14 protein-coding genes and 2 tRNA genes are annotated in these 17,601 nt (G+C 39.8%); 8 read left to right on the forward strand and 8 right to left on the reverse strand.

Translation table 11 applies throughout. The annotated features are described in order from the left end of the window. The first annotated feature begins 354 nt into the window (after nucleotides 1–354). Nucleotides 355–1,488, forward strand: coding sequence for a hypothetical protein (locus H6G44_RS15190; protein WP_190387414.1), 1,134 nt, complete (start codon nucleotides 355–357; stop codon nucleotides 1,486–1,488). 50 nt (nucleotides 1,489–1,538) lie between these two features. Next, nucleotides 1,539–1,609 (forward strand) — tRNA-Gly (locus H6G44_RS15195). A gap of 204 nt (nucleotides 1,610–1,813) precedes the next feature. On the opposite strand, the gene atpC is transcribed toward H6G44_RS15195, so the two are convergent. Next, nucleotides 1,814–2,227, reverse strand: coding sequence for an ATP synthase F1 subunit epsilon (atpC, locus tag H6G44_RS15200; protein WP_190387413.1), 414 nt, complete (start codon nucleotides 2,225–2,227; stop codon nucleotides 1,814–1,816). Between the two features lie 96 nt (nucleotides 2,228–2,323). Then, the gene (gene atpD / locus H6G44_RS15205) at nucleotides 2,324–3,772 is read right to left on the reverse strand and encodes a F0F1 ATP synthase subunit beta (RefSeq protein WP_190387412.1); all 1,449 of its coding nucleotides are present in this window, start codon (nucleotides 3,770–3,772) and stop codon (nucleotides 2,324–2,326) included. 335 nt (nucleotides 3,773–4,107) lie between these two features. Here atpD and queG point away from each other — a divergent pair, with 335 nt between their 5' ends. Together queG and H6G44_RS15215 are read left to right on the forward strand one after the other, a co-directional pair. Next, on the forward strand, nucleotides 4,108–5,082 hold the full coding sequence (gene queG, locus H6G44_RS15210) for a tRNA epoxyqueuosine(34) reductase QueG (RefSeq protein WP_190387411.1): 975 nt from the start codon (nucleotides 4,108–4,110) through the stop codon (nucleotides 5,080–5,082). Next, nucleotides 5,057–5,692 carry an HAD-IA family hydrolase gene (locus H6G44_RS15215; RefSeq protein ID WP_190387410.1) on the forward strand — a complete coding sequence of 212 codons (636 nt, stop codon included), beginning with the start codon at nucleotides 5,057–5,059 and terminating at the stop codon, nucleotides 5,690–5,692. The genes queG and H6G44_RS15215 overlap by 26 nt, the downstream gene beginning before the upstream one ends. Nucleotides 5,693–5,744: 52 nt before the next feature. Here H6G44_RS15215 and recA read toward each other — a convergent pair whose 3' ends face one another. After that, the gene (recA, locus tag H6G44_RS15220; protein ID WP_190387409.1) at nucleotides 5,745–6,821 is read right to left on the reverse strand and encodes a recombinase RecA; all 1,077 of its coding nucleotides are present in this window, start codon (nucleotides 6,819–6,821) and stop codon (nucleotides 5,745–5,747) included. 195 nt (nucleotides 6,822–7,016) lie between these two features. Here recA and H6G44_RS15225 point away from each other — a divergent pair, with 195 nt between their 5' ends. Both H6G44_RS15225 and H6G44_RS15230 read left to right on the forward strand, forming a co-directional pair. Beyond that, on the forward strand, nucleotides 7,017–7,382 hold the full coding sequence (locus H6G44_RS15225; RefSeq protein WP_190387408.1) for a DUF1818 family protein: 366 nt from the start codon (nucleotides 7,017–7,019) through the stop codon (nucleotides 7,380–7,382). A gap of 122 nt (nucleotides 7,383–7,504) precedes the next feature. Beyond that, nucleotides 7,505–7,578, forward strand: a tRNA-Pro gene (locus H6G44_RS15230). A 370-nt stretch (nucleotides 7,579–7,948) separates the two neighbouring features. On the opposite strand, the gene H6G44_RS15235 is transcribed toward H6G44_RS15230, so the two are convergent. After that, nucleotides 7,949–9,517 (reverse strand): NAD(P)H-quinone oxidoreductase subunit 4, encoded by a 1,569-nt coding sequence (locus H6G44_RS15235; RefSeq protein ID WP_190387418.1) that lies wholly within the window; start codon nucleotides 9,515–9,517, stop codon nucleotides 7,949–7,951. Between the two features lie 238 nt (nucleotides 9,518–9,755). Between H6G44_RS15235 and moaA the strand changes: the two genes are divergently transcribed. Further along, on the forward strand, nucleotides 9,756–10,742 hold the full coding sequence (gene moaA, locus H6G44_RS15240) for a GTP 3',8-cyclase MoaA (protein ID WP_190387417.1): 987 nt from the start codon (nucleotides 9,756–9,758) through the stop codon (nucleotides 10,740–10,742). Between the two features lie 95 nt (nucleotides 10,743–10,837). Here the strand turns inward: moaA and rpsD are convergent, their stop codons facing one another. After that, a complete protein-coding gene (gene rpsD / locus H6G44_RS15245) occupies nucleotides 10,838–11,446 on the reverse strand; it encodes a 30S ribosomal protein S4 (RefSeq protein ID WP_190387407.1) in 609 nt (202 codons plus the stop codon). A 261-nt stretch (nucleotides 11,447–11,707) separates the two neighbouring features. Here rpsD and H6G44_RS15250 point away from each other — a divergent pair, with 261 nt between their 5' ends. Next, nucleotides 11,708–12,292 (forward strand): hypothetical protein, encoded by a 585-nt coding sequence (locus H6G44_RS15250; protein ID WP_190387406.1) that lies wholly within the window; start codon nucleotides 11,708–11,710, stop codon nucleotides 12,290–12,292. A 62-nt stretch (nucleotides 12,293–12,354) separates the two neighbouring features. Here the strand turns inward: H6G44_RS15250 and hetR are convergent, their stop codons facing one another. From hetR to H6G44_RS15265, 3 genes are all read right to left on the reverse strand, one after another. After that, entirely contained in the window at nucleotides 12,355–13,254 is a 900-nt protein-coding gene (gene hetR, locus H6G44_RS15255; RefSeq protein WP_190387405.1) for a heterocyst differentiation master regulator HetR, read from the reverse strand. A gap of 413 nt (nucleotides 13,255–13,667) precedes the next feature. Continuing rightward, nucleotides 13,668–15,827 (reverse strand): DMT family transporter, encoded by a 2,160-nt coding sequence (locus H6G44_RS15260; protein ID WP_190387404.1) that lies wholly within the window; start codon nucleotides 15,825–15,827, stop codon nucleotides 13,668–13,670. A gap of 347 nt (nucleotides 15,828–16,174) precedes the next feature. Continuing rightward, nucleotides 16,175–17,416, reverse strand: a complete 1,242-nt coding sequence (locus H6G44_RS15265; RefSeq protein WP_190387403.1) for an inorganic phosphate transporter — start codon at nucleotides 17,414–17,416, stop codon at nucleotides 16,175–16,177. Nucleotides 17,417–17,601: the final 185 nt, after the last annotated feature.

The raw sequence follows: 17,601 nt of genomic DNA on the forward strand, positions 1-17,601 counted from the left end.
TTTGTCTTATATCAGTCGAATATGCTGCTGCCATATATATCTCAATTATTTTCTTTTTTTTCCATCTTTAAAGTTTACCATCTTTGTACCGCTTTTGATCTCAAACTGCTGTAAATGGTATCCTAATAAAATAGTAAAACAACTGCCTTGGACTCAGGGTGTTGAACAAAGAATACAGGAGTATGAGCAAATCTGCGCTATTAGCAGAAAGAAAAAAGCATAAAGAAAGAAATAAATAAAGAAATAAAGAAGAAAGAATCAGGAAATCCTTCTCTTGTTTCCTGTTCCCAGTTCCCAGTTCCCAGTTCCCAGTTCCCAGTTCCCAGTTCCCAGTTCTCTGTTACCTAATATAACATGATATCGACTATTACGAATAACCACTTACATGATAGGTTAATTATATCTCACAATTCTAGAAGACATATTGATCCTCCTGGTTTATGGATCATGGTATCTATTGGTTCACTGTCTCTTCATTTGTTAGTATTTTGGTTAGTAGGTTCATCTAATAATTTTAAACCTTGGTTTCCGCAATCTAACCAAAGTTCTGTTCCCATTGACCTGATTGAAATTCCTTCTCAACCAAAATCTAAAATTAAACCTCAACCAACAACTACAAAGATTAAAACACAATCTTATTTTTCTCCTTTACCAAAATCATTACCTGTTAAACTCGAGAATCAGGATGATGATCAGATAACTTCTGATACTAATTTACCACAGCAGGATAAAGTTCAAAAACCTGAAGTTCAAAAACCTCAAGTCCAACAACCTCAAGTCCAACAACCTCAAGTTCAAAAACCTCAAGTTCAAAAACCTCAAGTCCAAAAACCTCAAGTCCAAAAACCTGAAGTTCAAAAACCTCAAGTCCAAAAATCACCAGTTAGACAGCAATTCTATCCCACAAAACCAATAGCAGAAGTAACACCTATAATTCCAGAAAGTGAACTTCCCTGGAATAGTCGTCAAGAAATTAAACTAGGTAAGGAAAAACCCCTACCCCAAGATATTCCTACTGATTTCCCGACTCCCACAGCAAAACCCTCCACAAATCCCAACCTAGAACCATCTCCAACCGTCACTGGAGAGGGTGCTATAGCTACCATCAATCCTATACACAGAGAACAAGTTAGTGAATTAATACAACAAAGAACTCTGTCACCGGATGGTTTACCAGATGTTCTCGCTGAATACAAAGGAAGTCCAGAAAAGGAATTAGAGATTAGTGTACTTCCGACTGACAAGGATCTCAAACCAGCAAATATACTAGCTAGTTTAATAATTGATGACAATGGAAAGTTTCAACAAGCGAAAATCATAAATATTGAACCAATCGTACTCCCTAGTCAAAAAAATATTTATGAGCAAGCACTTAACCAGATATTTGCAGAAGAGAGTTTTCTTGCTGCTTACAATCAAGACGGTTCAAAACCCCAGTTGAGTAACTTATATATTCGTCTACAAATTAAAACAATAAATTCTCCATAACTACTTGCAATTTAATAAAAGGTATGTTATCTTGATTAAATCACAAACACGCGGGTGTAGTTTAGTGGTAAAACTCCAGCCTTCCAAGCTGATCATGCGGGTTCGATTCCCGCCACCCGCTTATAATCTATGGTTTTATGATTCATGATGTCTAGTTTGAATATTATCAATATTATGGCAAAATATTATCTCTTTGACTGGTAATTTACCATAGAGCCAGATATTTAATCAGGAATCTAAAATAGAAAGCTAATAAAATTAAAATATCAATAGCATGGGGTGGACAAATAGCCCACCCTCACAATTTGCAGTCGGGAAATTTGTTTTACACCAAACCACCGGCAGCTTGAAAACGAGCACGAGCGCGTTTCAACACTTTTGTCGCCTGGATTTGTGCTTGACGATCTTCTGGTTTAACTTGATTTAAGCCAGATTGTGCTTCATTAAAGGCAGTGCGGGCTTCTTCAAGTTGAATCTTGTCCCCACGTTCAGCACCATTGACTAAAATTGTCACTTCATCTTGATCAACTTCCGCAAAACCGCCTAAAAGAGCGATCGCTTGCCAACTGGCATTTTTAGTAGCACGAACACGCATTACACCTATATCCAAAGCTGTCAACATTGGAGCGTGTCCGCTGAGGATACCTAACTGACCAGTAGTGCTAGGTAAAATTACTTCATCAGCTTCAGCATCCCAAACAGTTTTGTCTGGGGAAATTACACGAACAGTTAATGTCATTTGTCAGTTGTCCTTTGTCATTTGCCTTTTGTCAATTGTCAATTGTCAGTTGTCAGTTGCATAAAAAACCACTGACTACTGACTAATGACGAATGACTAACCTTTCAACTTTTCAGCTTTCGCTTTCGCTTCGGTAATATCGCCTACTAAGTAGAAAGCTTGCTCAGGTAAAGCATCTAACTCCCCAGAAAGAATTTGTTGGAATCCTTTAATGGTGTCTTCCAACTTCACATACTTACCAGGAGAACCGGTAAATACTTCAGCCACAAAGAAAGGCTGAGACAAGAACCGTTCAACTTTCCGTGCCCGTGCCACAATTAGACGGTCTTCTTCAGACAATTCATCTAAACCCAAAATAGCGATAATATCTTGGAGTTCTTTGTAACGTTGGAGGGTGGATTGTACAGCCCGTGCAGTGCTGTAATGTTCATCACCAACAATATTAGGTTGTAACATCGTGGAAGTAGAACCCAAAGGATCAACCGCAGGATAGATACCCTTAGAAGCCAAACTACGAGACAATACTGTTGTACCGTCCAAGTGAGCAAAGGTAGTTGCTGGTGCGGGGTCAGTCAAGTCGTCCGCAGGTACATATACAGCTTGAATAGAAGTAATAGAACCTTCGGTGGTGGAGGTAATCCGTTCTTGTAAAGCACCCACGTCAGTACCCAGAGTAGGCTGATATCCTACCGCAGAAGGCATCCGACCTAGGAGCGCGGATACTTCAGAACCAGCTTGTACAAACCGGAAAATGTTATCAACAAATAGTAATACGTCCTGCTTGTTGACATCACGGAAATACTCAGCCATTGTCAAACCAGACAAACCAACCCGCATTCTGGCTCCGGGTGGCTCGTTCATTTGACCATAAACTAGAGCAATTTTGGACTCGTTGAGGTTGTCTTTATTGATAACCCCAGATTCCATCATTTCATTGTAGAGGTCATTTCCTTCGCGTGTGCGTTCACCAACACCCGCAAATACAGACACACCACCATGCTGGGTAGCGATGTTGTTGATTAATTCCATCATGATTACGGTTTTACCAACACCAGCCCCGCCGAACAGACCGATTTTACCACCGCGTTTGTAGGGAGTGAGCAAGTCAACAACTTTAATCCCAGTTTCAAACACAGAAGGTTTGGTTTCTAAATCTGTGAATTTAGGAGCGTCACGGTGAATAGGTAAAGATGCTTCTGCGTTTACGGGACCTTGCTGATCTACAGGTTCGCCTAAAACGTTAAAAATCCGTCCTAGAGTGGCCTTACCAACGGGTACTGTAATCGGAGCACCAGTATCAACTACTTCTAACCCACGAACTAACCCGTCGGTGGTACTCATCGCAACTGCGCGTACTTGGTTGTCGCCTAGAAGTTGCTGTACTTCAACGGTTAAGCTGATATTTTGTCCAGCTTCATTTGTACCTGTGATGGTTAAAGCGTTGTAGATTTGGGGTAATTTACCGCCGGGGAACTTAACGTCTACAACCGGACCAATTACTTGGGTAATGTAACCTATGTTTGTTTTTTCTGCGGTGGTGACCATGCTGCGCCTAAATTAATGAAGCTATTTTTCAGAGTTGGTCGTCAAAGACCAGAAGATCAAGTGATATCATCTTTTAGATTAGCACTTAACGACTCCACCTTTGCCTTAAATTCATTATTAAGACTAGATCCCTAATTTCTTCAACAAGTCGCAATAATTGTCTGTGAGGAAACAGGGTAAAGATTTTTACCCCTGGCTATTTTCTCAGGATAAATGGGTATTTATGATTACATAATTTCATGATCTGAATTAAGGATATCCAGATTATGTATCATGATTTGGGTGTATAATGTATTTGCCATTTCACTACTTCTTACTAAATTTTCCAGAGAAAAATGCCTGAATGTACATCAATTAGCAGCATAGTAGTGAAAGCAAAAGCCAAAGAGTTGGGATTTCACGAAGTGGGGATTACTGCTGTAGGTGATTTAGATCCGACAGAGACAGAAAAATTGCCAGCTTGGCTAAAAATGGGTTATCACGCTGACATGGAATGGATGGAAAATCCCCAGCGTCAGCAGATTAGTTTAATTATGCCAGATGTGCGATCGCTCATATCTGTAGCATTGAATTATTATACCCCCCATGAACGTCCCCACGGAAATGAATACGGAAAAATTTCCCGTTATGCCTGGGGTCGAGATTATCATAGAATTATCCACAAAAAGCTGAAAGCATTAGCTATTTGGCTAGAATCCCAAGGGAAGGAGATAAAAACCCGTTATTATGCAGATACAGGACCTGTCCAAGATAAAGTTTGGGCGCAAAAAGCTGGAATTGGTTGGATTGCTAAAAATGGAAATGTCATCACTAGGAAATATGGTTCTTGGGTATTTTTGGCAGAAATATTAACTAATATAGACCTAGAAAGCGATCGCCCATCTAGCCAACATTGTGGAACTTGTACTCGTTGTTTACAAGCTTGTCCAACAGGTGCAATTACTGCACCCTTTGTCGTAGACGCTAATCGCTGTATTGCCTATCATACAATTGAAAATCGATCCCCGGAATTACCACCAGACATAACACCTCATTTACAAGGATGGGTAGCAGGTTGCGATATTTGTCAAGATGTCTGCCCTTGGAATCAGCGATTTGCTCAAACTACTGATGTCACAGATTTTCAACCCTATCCTGGGAATTTAGCCCCCAAGCTGGTAGAATTAGCCCAAATATCAAAGGAGGAGTGGGATACACAATTCACAGCATCAGCCCTGCGGCGCATTAAACCAGAAATGTTACGACGTAATGCTCGCGCTAATCTTGACAAATCCAGGCATAATAATGACCCAGAAGATAATAATTTTTGATTTTGATGGGACGATTGCTGATACAGTAGATGCTCTTGTAACTATTGCCAATCGTTTAGCCCTGGAATTTGGATATGTTCCGATTAATTCCCAAGAACTAGTTCTCCTGAGAAATTTAACAGCCAGAGAAATTATTAAATATTCTGGTGTTTCCCTATTCAAAATTCCTTTTATGGTCAAAAAAGTAAAAGGAGAATTAAAACATAAAATCCCAGAATTAAAGCCTATTGAGGGAATTAATACCGCATTAATAGAACTCCATCATCAAGGTTATCACTTGGGAATTATTACTTCTAACTCTCAAGAAAATGTCAATGAATTTCTCAAGTGTCATAACTTAGATTATTTGTTTGACTTTATTTATTCAGGAGTCACTATTTTTGGTAAAACCACAATTATTAATAATGTCTTACGGCAAAAACATTTCCAGCCAGAATCAGTAATTTATGTGGGAGATGAAACTAGAGATATAGAATCTGCTAAAAAAGCAAATATCAAAGTGATTGCAGTTAGTTGGGGTTTTAATTCTCCCGAAGCCCTCAGCAAACAAAACCCAGATTTTTTAATTCATCATCCTCATGAATTATTAGCTGTCATGAAAAGCTCTTAACCAAAAAACTCCTGACTGGGCGCAGACCAGGCGCCCCTACTGTCTCAAGTATTTATTCCTCTTCTAAATCAATTTCTTCTTCCTCTTCTATGTCATGGGGTTGAACAACAGAATTAGCAGAAACTACAGCACCTTTATCTAATTTTTCCAAAACTTGTTCTTTAATTTTGGCCGCAAATTCTGGTTTTTCTTCTACATATTTAATCGCGTTATCTCTACCTTGGGAAATGTTTTCACCATTGTAGCTATACCAAGCACCTTTACGCAGAATAACACCAGTTTCTTCAGCTATATCTACTAAACAACCAATGGTAGAAACACCTTTACCAAAAATAATGTCAAATTCCGCAATTCTGAACGGTGGTGCAACTTTATTTTTAGCTACTTTCACTTTCACCCGATTACCAAATTCATCAGTTCCTTTTTTCAACGTTTGAATTCGGCGAATATCTAACCGCACAGAAGCATAAAACTTGAGCGCGTTACCACCCGTTGTAGTTTCTGGACTACCATAGGTGACACCGATTTTTTGCCGCAATTGGTTAATGAAAAGAACTGTACATCCAGATTTACCAATATTACCAGTAATTTTTCGTAGGGCTTGGCTCATTAACCGAGCCTGTAAACCTACGTGAACATCCCCCATATCCCCTTCAATTTCGGCCCGGGGTACTAAAGCTGCAACGGAGTCAATCACAACAATATCAACAGCCGCAGAGCGCACAAGTTGATCAACTATTTCTAATGCTGATTCACCATTATCTGGTTGAGAAACAAGCAAATTATCTATGTCTACACCCAATGCAGCGGCATAGGTAGGGTCTAATGCGTGTTCAGCATCTACAAATGCCGCTATACCACCATTTTTCTGTACTTCTGCGAGGGCATGAAGCGCGATAGTAGTTTTACCAGAACTTTCTGGTCCGTAGATTTCGATTACCCGTCCTTTCGGTAAACCACCACCCAAAGCTAAATCTAGGGTGAGTGCCCCGGTGGATATTGTTTCTACCTTCATGCGGGTAGCATCACCTAAGCGCATAATTGCTCCTTTCCCGAAGCTGCGCTCAATTTGTCCAAGTACGATATTTAACGCTTTTTGCTTGCCAGAAGTCTCAGTATTAGCTGCCATTTTTGCCTCTAAGTATAGGATTTTCCCAAATTACTGGACGGGAGTTTTAATAGAACGAATATACTATCCTAACCGGAAAGTGCGCCAATTAGGAATGTTTACAAAATTAGGTTTGCCAATATCCTCAAGCCATCGCTGAAGAATTATAGCATTTTAGATTTAAGATTGGGAAAGACTGGCTGAGAATATATTACTATGGAACAAGTAATTAAAAGTGGGACTGGTTGGCGTATAGGTTGGAATCCAAATGCACCAGAGTTTAAAGGGTTAGTCGGTACCCAAGATTGGGCAATAGAATTAACTGAAGCGGAATTAAACGAATTTTGTCGCCTTTTAAATCAGCTTGCAGATACTATGAAGCATCTAGCTACAGAATTAATGGATACAGAAAAAATTGTCTGTGAAGCCGAAAGTGATTTATTATGGATGGAGGTGGAAGGTTATCCTCACACTTATAGTCTGCGCTTTATCCTGAATACAGGACGAGGAACAGAAGGTAAATGGGAAGCTTCAGCAGTGTCCGAATTGTTGCCCGCAACAGGAATGTTAAAAGTTTTCTGAAAACCCCCTTGCTATTTTCTTTAACCTTGTGATACACTCGTCAGAGTGACTTAATGAATTTTAGATTCATAAATTTGGAATCATCCCCACTCCAAAAGTCTAAGATCTAAGGCTCACATTTACGGGGCGTAGCGCAGCTTGGTAGCGCGCCACTTTGGGGTAGTGGAGGTCGTGGGTTCGAATCCCGCCGCTCCGATTTATATAAACCTAATAACCTGCATTTGTACACACCCATTTACTATCTTTCTCGCAAATAGATTGACGCTGTTATGTATTTGTTATGCTAAAGCGAGGATTTGAGATCTGGCAAAGGGTAAATATTTGGACATAATACCATAATATGGAAACATATAAGGGTTATTGATTATATGTAACCAGCTTTATTAGGTTTTCCAAATTTAATTAGGTACAAAATTATCTGTGTTTATCTGCGTTTAATTCTCACTCCTTGTACATGAATTGGCGGGAAATTGCTATAATACTAAATCATCTTTTCTATCTCCTATTTCATCAATTACTTAATAAACAAGGGTAGGTATCAAACCCACCCCAGTTTTAATTATGAATTAATTACCAATTATCGGCGCACTCAAAGAGATATTTTGTAGTTCCTTATTTGCGGCTAAAGTTGGTACAGAATCCCGCAGTCTTGCTGTTAATTGTACAGTTGTCGCGTCATACATTTGGGTGAGTAACTTAGGATAAAAACCAATACCAATAATAGGTATCAACAAACAGGCAATGATAAAGACTTCGCGGGGTTCAGCATCTATTAAATTTTGATGAGAAACCAACTCTTCATTCTCTTGTCCGTAGAAAATCTCCCGCAACATTGATAGTAAATAAATTGGCGTTAAAATCACACCAACAGCCATTAAGAAAATGACAATAACTTTGAATGTCGGGTTATAAGCATCGCTAGTTGCAAAGCCCACAAATACCATTAATTCAGCGACAAAACCGCTCATTCCTGGTAATGCTAAAGAAGCCATTGAACAAGTTGTGAACATAGCGAAAATCTTCTGCATCTTCTTGCCAACACCACCCATTTCATCTAACATCAGGGTATGTGTGCGATCATAAGTTGCACCGACTAAAAAGAACAAACTTGCCCCAATTAATCCATGAGAAACCATTTGTAAAACTGCTCCACTTAAACCTAAATCAGTGAAAGAGGCAATCCCAATCAGCACAAAACCCATGTGGGAAATTGAAGAGTAGGCAATTTTCCGTTTTAAGTTCCTCTGGGCAAAGGACGTTAAGGCCGCATAGATGATATTTACTACCCCCAAAACCACTAATACTGGTGCAACATAAGCGTGAGCATCCGGTAGCATTTGGGCATTCATGCGAATTAAGGCATAACCACCCATTTTTAACAAAATACCTGCCAGTAACATATGTACGGGCGCTGTAGCCTCACCGTGGGCATCTGGTAGCCAGGTATGGAGGGGAATGATTGGCAACTTCACAGCATAGGCAATTAGGAAGCCAGCATAGAGTAAAAGTTGTAAATTTAGGTCAAAATCTTTCAATGCCAGCGATCGCATATCAAAAGTCACCGTACCGCCATAAAACCCCATTGTCAAGGAAGACAGCAAAATAAACAGTGAACCACCAGCAGTGTACAAAATAAACTTAGTTGCTGCATACTGACGCTTTTTACCTCCCCAAATTGATAGCAGGAAGTATATTGGTACAAGTTCCAGTTCCCACACCAGGAAAAATAACAGCATATCCTGGACAGCGAAAACCGCAATTTGACCACCATACATTGCCAAAATTAGGAAATAAAATAATTTCGGCTTCAACGTTACAGGCCAAGCTGCTAAAATCGCCAAAGTGGTAATAAACCCGGTCAAAAGAACTAGAGGCATGGACAAGCCATCAACCCCTAAAGACCAATTTAAACCCAACTGTGGCACCCAGGGATAACTCTCTACTAGTTGCAAGTCAGGATTAGAGAAATCGTATCCAGTGTAAAAAGCCCAGACTATCAGGACAAAATCTATCAACCCAACAATCAGAGAATACCAGCGCACGGTTTTTCCGTCTTTATCGGGAATGATAGGAAGTAGTAGTGATGCGGCTATAGGGAATAAAATGATCGTCGTTAACCACGGGAAATTAGCTATATTCAACATAATCAATCTGCAATTAAAATCACGTTTGGCAAAAATTCATTATCTAATAATTTCTGAATCAAGTTAAATCAACGATTACAGCTACAAGATTAAATGATCAACCTGTTAGTTGTCGATTGTCAGTTGTCAGTTGCAAAAGAATATTTCTCTCCTCTGTTCCCTGTTCATAAGTTAAGATCAAACTGTTTAATCTGTCACCCCTTTTCCTAACATGACAACTAGCGAAATTATAAACCAGGTGGACTACCTCCGCATCAGTTTAATTGATCGCTGTAACTTTCGTTGTCAATATTGTATGCCAGAAGGTTCAGAACTTGATTATATCCTTCAACAGCAATTATTAACTGACGAGGAACTGCTTACCCTCATTCAAGAAGTATTTATTCCCGTCGGTTTTACCCGCTTTCGCTTAACTGGTGGTGAACCCTTACTCCGTCCCCACATAGTCGATTTAGTCGAAAAAATTGCTCATCTTCCCCAAACCCAAGATCTGGCAATCACAACCAATGGGTTTTTACTCGCCCCCATCGCTCAAAATCTCTATAATGCAGGTTTAAGAAGAATTAATATCAGTTTAGATTCTCTAAATTCACATATATTTGAACAAATTATCGGTAATCATGGACGTGGACGTTGGCAACAAGTATGGCAAGGCATCCAAACTGCTTATAATGTAGGATTCAACCCATTAAAATTAAATGTAGTTGTAATTCCTGGCGTTAATGACCATGAAATTTTAGATCTAGCAGCTTTAACTATTGATAAACAATGGCACGTCCGATTTATTGAATTTATGCCCATTGGCAACGGAGACCTATTTAGCGATCGCGGTTGGATATCCTCATCTGATTTACGTCAAGCTATCCGTGAGCGTTGGGGCTTGACAGAATCACAAATTCGTGGTAACGGACCAGCGGATGTATTTCAAATTCCCGGGGCTCAAGGAACACTAGGATTTATTAGCCAAATGTCAGAATGTTTTTGCGATCGCTGTAACCGGATGCGTCTTAGCGCCGATGGTTGGCTACGTCCTTGTTTATTAAACGAAACAGGTCAACTAGACCTAAAAACATCCCTACGTGCTGGTATCAGTACCAATGAATTACAAACACAAGTCAGACAAATTTTAAATATCAAATCAGAAATAAACTTTAAACAACGCGACTCTGGTACTGTCGGCACATACACCCGTACCATGTCGCAGATTGGTGGTTAGTCATTAGTCAGTTGTTCGTTGTCAGTTGTTGCTTATTTAATAACCACTGACCACTGACCACTGACCACTGACCATTGACCACTGACCACTGACTATTACGCTTGACGTGAGTAGTATTCCACCACGAGTAGTTCATTAACTTGTAGCGCTACCCATTCCCGTTCAATCACACTATTCACCTTACCAGACAACTTGGTTTTATCAAACTCTAGATGACTAGGAAGATTAGCTAAACCGGGGTATTGCAAATTAGCTTCCACCAACTTCTTAGAAGCTTCTCTGTTTCTCACAGCGACTTCCTCACCAGGACGGCATTGATAGCTGGCAATATTTACTGGCCGGCCATTCACAGTTACGTGACCATGATTTACCAATTGACGGGCGGCTGGGATTGTGGGAGCCATACCCATCCGAAAAACGGTGTTATCCAGGCGCATTTCTAACAATTGCAATAACACCTGTCCGGTAGAACCAGCTACTCGTCTAGCTTTACGGACATAACGCAGCATTTGTTTTTCCGTTAAACCATAGTTCATGCGGAGTTTTTGCTTTTCCTCTAGACGGATAGCATACTCGGAACGCTTTTTACGGTTTTGGCCATGTTGTCCAGGGGGATAGGCACGTCTAGCACTCTTCCGAGTTAAGCCTGGTAATTCGCCTAAACGACGGACAATTCTGAGGCGGGGTCCTCTATATCGGGACATGAGTTTCCTTAATTTAATCCTTCTAAAATTTTATTCAGACCTACCATTATGGCATAGTTCCCAAAAGCATAGACATTTTATAGCTAAATTGTCTTTTATTACCGCTAATTTTCAGAGAAATCAACCCGTTAAATTCACTAATTTTCGGAGGATTTTTGGTGATTGCACCGACATTACCTGATAGTAGAAGATTGGAACTAGATTCTACGGTAGCATAATCTTGGTTGAATCAAAAACAATTATGTTAAAAAGCGAGAAAAAATGAGTAACTTTGGGAACAAACAAATCAATTATTCCTTCGGAGCATTTACAGCATCATTTATAACTATAGGTGGATTGCTAACCAGTAGTTTACCGACTCTGGCTGTCACCGATTCATATCGGAATGACTATCGGCTTTGTGTTGCTCAACTAGGGAGAGTCGGTGTCACAGCTAAATCAGCATCTCAAAGTTGTGCCGGATCACTCTACCCACGAGAGTTATCATCATGTGTAGTAAAAATTCACAAACTTACACAAATTACACCTGTGGATGCCCTTTCTTCCTGTGAGCAAGCCCGTCGTCCACAGGATTTAGCAACCTGTGTAGTTAGCATTAGTGAGAGTTATCAGGGATTGGAAAATTCAGCTACTTTAACATCCTGTGGTCGCAGTTTGTTACCAGTAAACTTTGCTGAGTGTGTAGTTGGTTTACATCGGGAAATTGATGATTTGACTCATACTCAGGCATTAGATACTTGTATTAATGCCAGTGAAGGATCTAGCGGTTTTGGCGCGGTGTCCACAAAGCCATTGGTTAAACCCAATGAAGAGACAAAACCAAAGTCATCAACTCCCAATAAGTAAATAGATAACTGTAGGGCTGGTGAGTATACCAACCACCCTACGCAACATAAAAATTATGTTTTCTATTCATCTTTACTACCGACAACCATTTGTAAAACCATCGGTACTCCGCCCTCTTGGTGATATTTATCACCCCAAGACCGAATAATTCCGTCTAGTTCTTCCATGGCTAAATCGATCCAATCACTGGGAATATCCAGTTCTTCAACAGCCCGCATCGTATTTGGTTTACGATCTGCCCAATATTTCATCATTCGGAAATACCGAGCCGTATCTTCTATCATCGTGTACGTACGTTCTTGATCATCAGCAGGAGAATAGAATGGACGTGTGAGAGCATAAAATGGCATTCCCCACGGAGAATCAATCCGTGTTACCGTTCCTGAATACAGCAGACGGCGCTTGATGTGTTCTGCGAAGGCTTCACTCAAGGGCATCTGGTGATTAGAAGGTAATTCTTCCTGGGATCGCTTATGCAGAAAGTCAATTAACTCCATAAATTCAAATGAGGAAACTAACTTCGCATCAGGAAGGTTGTCTGGGAGCTTTTTCTCAATTAGTTTTTTCTCTTCACTGGTTAGACTTGTACCGGGAACGCGGGACCTTCCTGGTTGCCAAGGATATTTTTCTATCCAAACATAGGGAAGTTGGATCAGATAGCGCGGTTCTTGAGAACCCAACATTTTTAGAAGCTTGCCCTCAGTTAAAGCCAGTCTTACTTCTTCAACAATGATTTTAACTCGCTTCGGCTCAAGGTGATGCAAATGCCCGGTCATTCGCAGGTTTTGTCCCTGCTCTAAATAGGTCATGTAAATTGCACACTTGGCTGCTGTTGCGGCTGCATCTAAAAATGCTCCATGCCTGTGTCCGCTTGTACGCATGGCACTGAAGGCTAGATAAAGCATGATCTGATCCATCGCACTAGGTCCAAGACGCTTGATCAGATCTATGTCGTTGGTCATATTATACAGACGGATGAATAACTTGTTTACAAGTGTGATATTCAAATCAAACTAAGAATTATACACCCACTTGGAAAAAATATTTTACATCTAAGCCTAAAGTTTTGGGTTGACTCGGAAAATTTTAGGTTTTCAATGTCCGGAGTGTAAATTGCTAGTTTTTCGCGTCAGGCTAACTAACCCTTTTACCTGGTATTAGTTAAAAACTTTAGATACTCAGGATGTTGGGACATAGGGGTATAGGGTAAGACGGAGAAACTTTAGATGATTTGCATTTCAGATCTTAACCTAAGAAAATATTATAACTTATTACTTTAGAAATATCTATATATTTTTCCCATATTTTTTTACAGGGGTCGGAATTAAAATTGACACCACGCTTTACTGTTATTATAAACCTTTTTCAACAAATCCTATTTAGATGCTTGTAGCTGATTTGGCGTTTTTCTCCAGCTAATACTAGATGCACCGACTGTGACTAAAATCACTCCTATGATTTGGGTAATATTTAGAGATTCTTGTAGCATTAAACCAGCAAAAATTACTGTTAGAATAGGGACTGTAGCTCCAATTAAGGATGAAATATGAGTACCTAATTTACGGATGCCAAAATTATTGAATAAGTAACCACACAAGGTTAAGACACCTAGTATAAACGCACTTAATACTAATTCAAGGGCATTAGATGGATTAATTGTTAAACCTAAATTACTGGGTAAGGGTATAATTAAACAGATAAAACTTAATATTAACATAGTAGTGAATTGAATTAAAGCTGAAGATACGGGATGTAGTTTAAGTTTAGTAGCACATATTCTGGTGACAACGAGATAAATTGCAAAGGCTATGCCAGCTAGAATAGCTGTAGTGCCTCCCAATGAGATATTATTCATACCTGACTGATTACCCAAAATTAACAGTTCACCGCAGAAAACCGCTGCTATTGACCCTGTCACCAATAAATTAGGACGTTCCCGAAATAGAAACCAGGACAAAAATACGCTCATTACCGGATAGATAAAAAAGAGGGCGATTGCCATTCCTGTTGTGACTTCACCAATAGCAACATAAATAAATACCTGTGATACAAATAATAAACAACCGCTAATTACTGACAAAAATAAAGCCTGTTTGGTTTTGTTCTGACTAGGATTTGCATTTGCTCGTAGTGAAGTCAATAAATCTTCTAATTCTTGCCAAATACGCGGATGTAATATAGGTGATAAAAGTAACATTAATGGTACAACCACTAATAAACGCAACATTAAAATTAAGAAAATATTACCCAAAGTCGGCAGAATTAACTGCTGCGTTGACAATTCTCCCAAGGAATTAGAAGCTGTCAGGAAAATCCCTTTAATTGCTACATTATAAAGAGACGAAACCACGGTAGACACAGAGATCAACAAAAAACCCATTTGTAATTCTGACCAGTTGGGAGATGTGCGGGATCTTAGTTGTCTGGGAGTTATTTGTAGATTGGGAGTTGTTTTGTCTTTAGAAGTGCTTTCCCGTCTTAATTTTGGGGTTGGGGGTCGTCCCGTTGATAAATTAGGAGTTAAAACAGAAGGTGGTTCAGGTGTGATATGTTCCAGGGATGGTGCAATTAATACCTGAGAATTTAAGACAGCACTAAGTTCAGGGTGTGTGTTCGTCGGTGGTAAATCTGGACTAATGAAAGAACTGGATTCCGAATTTTGATCAGTTTGTATTGCTGTCGGTAAATCTGGACTTATAAAAGAACTGGGTTCAGGGATTTTATCTGTTGGTGAAGATAATATAATCGCATTAGCGGCTGATGTAGAATCAGGATGTGGTGATCCATGATCCATTAAAGGTCTTGGTGGGGATTTTTCCGTAGAACCATTTTGAGTAGAACCATTTTGATAAATTATGGCTTCACCGCGCAGGTTATCAGCTAATTGCAAAACCGTGGGTGCGCCCTCCGTTATTACCTTGACAGAAGTAGCATCTTGATTTTTTTCTACCTGACTACGGAGACGATTGACAAATTCCGCTAATATTGCCTCCCCTTGCTGTTGTTGACTATACATCCGCGACAACTGTTGGGAAAGATCACCTTGATAGTCTTTGAGTTCTTGTAACAGCGAACTAAAAGCAATAGTTACAGAATCATCCAGGCTACTTAGCATATTAGTAACATTTTGTCCAATTTCATGAACAGCATGATTATCTAATTGAGGATTTTGCAGCGCGGACGAATCAGAAGAGTTATATTCTACGGCTTGAGTGGCTAAAGTTTTCAGAGAGGATTGCAATTGGGAAGATATGTGTTTAGCTAAAACCTCTGCTAATTGACGAATTAGTACCTGTTGCTCAGTGATTTGTCGTGATTGTTGTAAATTTTCTTTTTCCTCAATTAATCTTTGAATATCGCTAGATAAGCGGTTTTTCTCAATTTCTAGTCGTTTTACGTCTTCCTGTAACGACCTCAACAGATTTTGTTGGAGATTTTCTAAATCCTCAACTACATCCCATAAAGCATTTTCAGCAGCTCTGGATAGCTCACCTCTAATGCGTGGATTTTCTGGTCGCTTCTCAAATCGCCCCATCAGTTTCTAGCCTCTAACACCTTGATGATTAAATTGCGGCCCCGATGACCAGGGACACTACCCTAACCGACTTATATTTATTAATTTTCCTTGAGAAAGAACAGGAAACTGAAAAATTTTGCCGAAGTTATAAAATTAATTAACATAATCCCACACTAGTACCTATCATTTCTTGAGGCAATATCATGAAAGCCTTACAAATAAATACCTAACTACAAGCATCTAATCAGTGCGGAATGCTATTACCTTCTCCATAAGGAGAGATACAAACACCCTACCCCGTAAATGCCTTAATTAATTGCATACCACTAACATTGGAAAATTCTGATTAGTATTTTTATTTAAAGTTAGAAAATTGCCATTAGGCAAACAAAAATAGTAGCACTAAAGGCAGCGCTGATAGGAATTGTAATTAACCAGGCCGCAGCGATATTTTGGATAGTGGAAAATTTTATTGATTTAATATTTTGTACAACTGCAATGCCCACAACTCCACCAACAAGGGCGTGGGAAGTAGAAACAGGTAAACCTAAGCGAGAAGCCAGTAAAATAGTGATAGCTGTGGCCAATTCCGCACAAAATCCACTACTAGGTTCTAGAGGGATAATATTTTCACCAATAGTAGCAATAACTTTTTTACCCCAAGCAGCTAAACCTGCCACAATTCCCATTGCACCGAGAACCAGAATCCAGAGAGGAATCGTTAGTTGATCATTGGGGACTCTACCCTGTTGATGAATATAAGAAATTATTGCTAGGGGAGCAATGGCATTACCAACATCATTAGAACCATGGGCAAAAGCCACAAAGCAAGCGCTCAAAACCTGAAAATTGGCAAATAAACCTTGAATTGTATTTTCAATTCGACCATCTGCTAATTGTCGCCAACTAATCAAAGTCAAGCTAACTGCCGCCATTCCAGTGATAAATAGGCTGATGTCATGGGGAGGAATATGTAAATTTCCCTGTTCTGGTAAAAACTGATTCAGAGATTGAATGATTGTGGGGAGAACAATAAGTCCAAATACACTCAAGAGTAGGGTGCTTAACCAGGGAATCCATTCCTGTAACTGTAATAGGGGATGGGGTTGGTTAAAAATCCAGTGCCGAATCAGACTATACAAACTTAGGGCAATAACTCCACTGATAATCGGTGTTAAAATCCAGCCAATGGTAATTAAACCAATGGATGACCAATCTATTGCCTCTATTCCTAATGATACCCAACTAAAGCCAGCGATCGCTCCCACGACGGCATGAGATGAAGAAACGGGCAAACCTCTAGCTGTGGCAATTTGTAACCACACCCCAGAGGTGAGAAGTACCGAAATCATTCCCATAGCTAAAGTTTGTGGTGTCCCAGCGAATAAGGCTGGATTAGCTATTTTTGTGCCAAGGGTGGAAGTTACCTCTTGTCCAAATAAGACAGCACCAAGAAACTCTAACACCCCAGCAATAATGATGGCCTGTTCGAGGGTAATGGCCTGAGAACCCACCGAAGTACCCATGGCATTAGCAACATCATTTGCACCCAAATTCCAGGCGACGTAGAAGGCTAAGATGGCGACTATCGCGGTTTGTATGTCCATAAAATCAATCATTCACACCTGTTAACAGGCAAAAATTGTCATGAATGATTTATATTTTCCATTCTTTTGGCTATAAAAATTTGGGCAAGTTAGTAAAAAGGTTGAGAAACTGAATTTATCCATCACTTTAGCCAAATCTCTCTCAAGTCCCAACCGATAGCTTTTAACCATTTCCCCAAGGACAA

Source organism: Aphanizomenon flos-aquae FACHB-1287 (genome assembly GCF_014698755.1).
Classification (GTDB): domain Bacteria; phylum Cyanobacteriota; class Cyanobacteriia; order Cyanobacteriales; family Nostocaceae; genus Dolichospermum; species Dolichospermum flosaquae.

Excerpts from the sequence above, each read along its gene's own strand:
- H6G44_RS15190 (WP_190387414.1), top strand. The coding sequence starts at position 355 with ATGATATCGACTATTACGAATAACCACTTACATGATAGGTTAATTATA.
- atpC (WP_190387413.1), bottom strand. The coding sequence starts at position 2,227 with ATGACATTAACTGTTCGTGTAATTTCCCCAGACAAAACTGTTTGGGAT.
- atpD (WP_190387412.1), bottom strand. The coding sequence starts at position 3,772 with ATGGTCACCACCGCAGAAAAAACAAACATAGGTTACATTACCCAAGTA.
- queG (WP_190387411.1), top strand. The coding sequence starts at position 4,108 with ATGCCTGAATGTACATCAATTAGCAGCATAGTAGTGAAAGCAAAAGCC.
- H6G44_RS15215 (WP_190387410.1), top strand. The coding sequence starts at position 5,057 with ATGACCCAGAAGATAATAATTTTTGATTTTGATGGGACGATTGCTGAT.
- recA (WP_190387409.1), bottom strand. The coding sequence starts at position 6,821 with ATGGCAGCTAATACTGAGACTTCTGGCAAGCAAAAAGCGTTAAATATC.
- H6G44_RS15225 (WP_190387408.1), top strand. The coding sequence starts at position 7,017 with ATGGAACAAGTAATTAAAAGTGGGACTGGTTGGCGTATAGGTTGGAAT.
- rpsD (WP_190387407.1), bottom strand. The coding sequence starts at position 11,446 with ATGTCCCGATATAGAGGACCCCGCCTCAGAATTGTCCGTCGTTTAGGC.
- H6G44_RS15250 (WP_190387406.1), top strand. The coding sequence starts at position 11,708 with ATGAGTAACTTTGGGAACAAACAAATCAATTATTCCTTCGGAGCATTT.
- hetR (WP_190387405.1), bottom strand. The coding sequence starts at position 13,254 with ATGACCAACGACATAGATCTGATCAAGCGTCTTGGACCTAGTGCGATG.
- H6G44_RS15260 (WP_190387404.1), bottom strand. The coding sequence starts at position 15,827 with ATGGGGCGATTTGAGAAGCGACCAGAAAATCCACGCATTAGAGGTGAG.
- H6G44_RS15265 (WP_190387403.1), bottom strand. The coding sequence starts at position 17,416 with ATGGACATACAAACCGCGATAGTCGCCATCTTAGCCTTCTACGTCGCC.